Source organism: Stenotrophomonas sp. HMWF003 (assembly GCF_003061285.1).
GTDB lineage: Bacteria > Pseudomonadota > Gammaproteobacteria > Xanthomonadales > Xanthomonadaceae > Stenotrophomonas > Stenotrophomonas maltophilia_AP.
In genome coordinates, this window is the sequence record NZ_QAIW01000298.1 from 14,703 (window position 1) to 19,464 (window position 4,762).

Below are 4,762 nucleotides of genomic sequence, written 5' to 3' on the forward strand. Positions count from 1 at the left end.
GATGCCAGCCGCGCCAGCCGACCAACGGTCGGCTCTACGATGCCAACCGCGCCAGCCGACCCACCATCGGCGCCACGATTTCAGGACCCTTGCCCATGACGATCACCCGCCTCATCGCCGCACGCCGACTTCCTGCGGCACTGCTCATCGGCCTGGCCCTGCTGACCAGCTGCGCCGTGACTCCGCAGCGCCCCAGCGCGCCCGGCAACACCTACGTCAAGGCCGCGTGGACCGCGTTGCCCGCCGTCTCCGATGCCGACCTGCAGGCCGGCTTCGCGGCGTGGCGCAACGGGTGCCCGCGCCTGAAGACCGACACCACCTGGGCATCCACCTGCACGGCGGCGGCCAGTGTCGACACCACCCCGGCCGACATCCGCCAGTTCCTGCAGGAACGCCTGGACGTCTATGCCCTGCGCGGCGCGGGCAACCGCGCCGATGGACTGATCACCGGCTACTACGAACCGATCTACCCCGGCAGCCTGACCCGCACCGCGCAGGCCACCGTGCCCGTCTATGGCGTGCCCGGCGACATGGTCAGCGTGCAGCTGGACAGCGTGTATCCCGAGCTCAAGGGCAAGCGCCTGCGCGGCCGTGTGGAGGGGCGCGTACTCAAGCCCTACGACGATGCCGCGACAATTGCCGCCCAAGGCGTCAAAGCCCCCGTACTGGCCTGGCTCACCCATCCGATGGACCTGCAGTTCCTGCAGATCCAAGGCTCGGGCCGCATCGTGCTGGCCGATGGCCGACACCTGCGGATCGCCTACGCCGACCAGAACGGCCACCCCTACCGCCCGATCGGGCGCTGGCTGGTGGAGCAGGGCGAGCTGAAGAAGGACGACGTCACCATGGACGCCATCCGTGCCTGGGCCATCGCCCATCCGGCGCGCGTGCCCGAGCTGCTGGCCAGCAATCCCAGCTATGTGTTCTTCACCAAGGGCCCCGACGGCGACGAAGGCCCGCGCGGCTCGTTGAACGTGCCGCTCACCGCCGGCTACAGCGTCGCGGTGGACCGCACCGTGGTGCCGCTGGGCAGCCTGCTGTGGCTGTCCACCACGCGCCCGGACGGCACGGCGGTGGTGCGCCCGGTGGCCGCGCAGGACACCGGCGGTGCGATTGCCGGGGAAGTGCGTGCCGACCTGTTCTGGGGCACCGGCGATGTGGCCGGCAAACTGGCCGGGGACATGAAGCAGAAGGGGACCATCTGGATGCTGTGGCCCAAGGGCGCGGCGTTGCCGACGGCGCCGTAGCCCCAGGGTGTGAGGCCTGCTTCACGCGCCGGTCCTATGCTCGCCGTTCGCATCCCGCCCGGGGGTGCTCCCTGGCAAGGTGAACCGGCTCCATGAGCGCACTCCCCGACCGTTTCGACGTCATCATCGTGGGCGGCAGCTATGCCGGCATGTCCGCGGCCCTGCAACTGGTGCGCGCCCGGCGCAGCGTGCTGGTCATCGACAGCGGCACCCCGCGCAACCGCAACGCGGTGGTCGCCCATGGCTTCCTGGGCCGCGAAGGCATGGCCCCGGCCGAGATCGCCGCGCAGTCGCGTGGCGAACTGATGCGCTATCCGACCCTGGCCTGGCTCACCGGGCGCGCGGTACGTGCCGAGGTCCTGGACGGCGGCAAGCGCTTTGGCATCCAGTGCGACGGCGGCCAGCGCTTTTCGGCCCACCGGCTGATCCTTGCCTACGGCGTCACCGATACGCTGCCGGCCATCGATGGCCTGGCCGAGCGCTGGGGCAGGAGCGTGCTGCACTGCCCGTACTGCCACGGCTATGAGCTGCAGGAAGGCCGCATCGGGGTGGTCGGCTGCTCCGACGACGGCGGGGCCGGGCAGGCGCTGCTGTTGTGCGACTGGGGCAACGTCACCCTGTTCTGCAGCGATGCCGCGCGCATCGATCCGGCGCAGAAAGCGCGGCTGGACGCCTGCGGCGTTGTCATCGAAACCACGCCCGTGGTGCGCGTGGATGAGCAGGCCACGGTCGTGCTGACCGATGGCCGCCGCATTGTCACCGATGCGCTGTTCGTCGCCCCGGTGTCGCGCCTGTCCTGCGACCTGGCCCAGCAGTTGGGGTGCGAGCTGCAGGACGCCGGCTGCATCACCGCCGATTCGGCCAAGCAGACCACCGTGGAAGGCGTGTTCGCCTGCGGCGACGCGGCCCGCATGGCGGGCAACATCGCGCTGTCGGTCGGCGAGGGCGCGCTGGCCGGCGTGGCCGTGCATCATTCGCTGGTGGGCCTGCTGGACTGAGGCGCCGCCTGTGCGCGTGCGCCCCCGCATTGCCTCTCCTGCTCCGTGTCCCCGTTCTGCATTACAGTCGCACACGCAGCCCGCGCATGCCCCGCCCTCGCAGATGGAAAGGAATCTCCATGCAGGTCAAACGCATCATCGCCAACCTCCGCACCGAAGACCCAGCGCTCGCCGATCGGTTCTATCGGGACATCCTGGGACTTGGGCTGGCGATGGATCATGGCTGGATCCGTACCTACGCCAGCCCGAATGCCATGACCGTGCAGGTCAGCGTCGCGCAGGAGGGCGGTTCGGGGACCGATGTGCCCGACCTGTCCGTGGAGGTGGACAACCTGGAGGAGGCGCTGCGCAGGGTGCGTGACGCGGGCATTGCGCTCGAATACGGGCCGGCCGATGAACCCTGGGGCGTGCGACGGTTCTACGTGCGCGACCCGTTCGGGCGGCTGGTCAATATCCTGCAGCACGCCTGATCGCCATGCTTCCATCCACGCCGATCCCCGACAGGACCCGTGCGGCCATGCGCTACATCACCCTCGCGTTGCTGCTGGTCTCCTGCAACGCCATGGCCGGCGACATGGCCACGCGCGTTGCGGCAGGCAACATGGCGATGGCCACCGCCGAAGGCCAAGCCTACGACCGGTCCCTGGCCCCCGCCATCCAATCGGCCATGATGGTCTGCGCGCCCCCAGGCCAACCGGTGGACCGGTTTGTGCTGGTGGGCGACATCGATACCGCAGGGGGACTCTCCCGGGTCGCTGTCGAGCCGGCCACCCCACTCTCGCGCTGCTTCGCGGAAAAGCTCTCCGCACAGCCACTTCCGGTACTGCCGCGTGCACCACGCGGTACGGGTGCCTATCCGCTGACGGTGGAAATGGACGTTACCCAGTAAGTGGGTGTCCCAGGCCGGGCAATAGGGCATGTCCAAAGTGAACCCCGGGCACAGTGATAGCGGGATACGGAGCAGAGCACGGCGTTGCAGATTCTCACGGCAGTCTGTCTACGCTGCTGCCTGGACTGACGGTGGGTCGGGGAAGGATCTTCGCCTTTGAGGGAGCGGCCCGAAGATCTTCAGCTATTTCGTTAACGGTCCGGCTCACTGCGATCGTGTCGCAATCACTGGCGATGAAACGGTCGCACGACGCAACGTAGTCGAAGGCAAGGCCGTACCGGCCACCAAAATCCTTCATCGGTACACCCCAAGCTCGGTTCGTGGACCGCTCCCAGAGCCAGCAGGCAACGCGGTTGAGGGCAGCGCCGTCATGGAGATCCAGTAAAACCCAGTCGTCGCGAAGCAGTACCACGTTCACCCGCGGCGGTATCCAGCGGGCGCTGGAGCCACGTGGCCCCCTCAGCAGCGCAGAAACATCCTGACGGCTGCTGCTCCAGTCAATCAGATCGATGTCGTAGAGGAATACGTCGTCATGCATGTCCGTATGGGAGAAGAGCAGCACTCTTCCATCGCGGACCACGGATGGAACGTGGGCCTGGACCGGGCCAACCCCTTGTGGTGCGGGCAGCTCGGTAACGCCCGCACCATCGAGTGCAAAAAACCTGTTCCATGCGTACGCGATGACGCGATCACCCGCGGCAGCTGACCAGAACACATCGCGTTCCGTGAACGACCTCCATCCTCTCTCGGACGCCAGCAACAATTGGTTGCCTGCGATCATCTCGCCATCCCGGTTGTAGCGGCTCCAGAACATAGCCTCCGGCATGACGCGGCCGAATCGCGGCCGAACAGAAAACACCACAATCTCATCGCCGACCCAAGCGCCAAGCTCAGCGCTTGCCAACGGGGCGCCGTCGCAGCCTGGAGGCGGTGCGGCCAGTGTTGTCCATGTGCGTTCCTCTTCCGAGAAAATCCGATAGACAAAACATCCAGTCTGCCGGCACCAGACCCTGACAAGGGTATGCGTCTGTGCTGCATTGCGGCTGAAAGTGGAAAGATCCGGGGAAAAGTCGTCGCCGAGGTCGCCGTAAGGAATCAGCATCGGTTGCTGTGGTAATCCGACCACATCAAACATCCGGCCGTCATCGTCTGAAACCAGCAGCCGCTCCCTAACGACTACTGCAGGCCCGCGAGTTGGACGAGGGTCGTGATCTTGATGGTGATCGTGATCGTACTTAAGGCGAAGTGAGTGAATGCTCTCAACTAGTGGGCGCATGCTTCTTCTCGTTGTGTCGAAGCAAATATACGCGGCTATCGACTGTCAGCTACGTCAATGTGCCTGGGTTGAGCGTGACCATGCCACTGCCGCCACGTCATGTTGACCGCCGCATTCTCGCGTGTGACACGGTTGCGGCAATCACGCTGCGGTTGCACTGGCATATCACCAACGCGCGTTGATGCACTCAATCTCGCTGCTCCCGTTGCCGAAGGGCAACGTGCCGACATGCTCGACAAGACCACCGGCGAGGGGACCTTCTGGCACGGATCCCACTCGCCTGGCCGGCTGACGCGGCTGAATGACGGCGGGTGAGACACAGTGCTCTCCCCCACGGCCCGCTGTTTATGAT

Annotated in this window: 5 protein-coding genes; 4 read left to right on the forward strand and 1 reads right to left on the reverse strand. The window is 66.3% G+C overall.

The genetic code is table 11. The features are described 5' to 3' along the window. Positions 1–95 precede the first annotated feature (95 nt). The 4 genes from DBR34_RS12260 to DBR34_RS12275 all read left to right on the forward strand — a co-directional run bounded on the left by DBR34_RS12260 (position 96) and on the right by DBR34_RS12275 (position 3,134). Positions 96–1,247, forward strand: coding sequence for an MltA domain-containing protein (locus tag DBR34_RS12260; RefSeq protein ID WP_128096996.1), 1,152 nt, complete (start codon positions 96–98; stop codon positions 1,245–1,247). Between the two features lie 92 nt (positions 1,248–1,339). Next, positions 1,340–2,245 carry an NAD(P)/FAD-dependent oxidoreductase gene (locus DBR34_RS12265; protein ID WP_128096997.1) on the forward strand — a complete coding sequence of 302 codons (906 nt, stop codon included), beginning with the start codon at positions 1,340–1,342 and terminating at the stop codon, positions 2,243–2,245. A gap of 119 nt (positions 2,246–2,364) precedes the next feature. Beyond that, positions 2,365–2,715: a VOC family protein gene (locus DBR34_RS12270; RefSeq protein ID WP_128096998.1), complete on the forward strand. Its 351-nt coding sequence runs from the start codon at positions 2,365–2,367 to the stop codon at positions 2,713–2,715. A gap of 47 nt (positions 2,716–2,762) precedes the next feature. Then, positions 2,763–3,134: a hypothetical protein gene (locus DBR34_RS12275; protein WP_128096999.1), complete on the forward strand. Its 372-nt coding sequence runs from the start codon at positions 2,763–2,765 to the stop codon at positions 3,132–3,134. Between the two features lie 94 nt (positions 3,135–3,228). Here DBR34_RS12275 and DBR34_RS12280 read toward each other — a convergent pair whose 3' ends face one another. Continuing rightward, positions 3,229–4,269: a hypothetical protein gene (locus tag DBR34_RS12280; protein ID WP_128097000.1), complete on the reverse strand. Its 1,041-nt coding sequence runs from the start codon at positions 4,267–4,269 to the stop codon at positions 3,229–3,231. Positions 4,270–4,762: the final 493 nt, after the last annotated feature.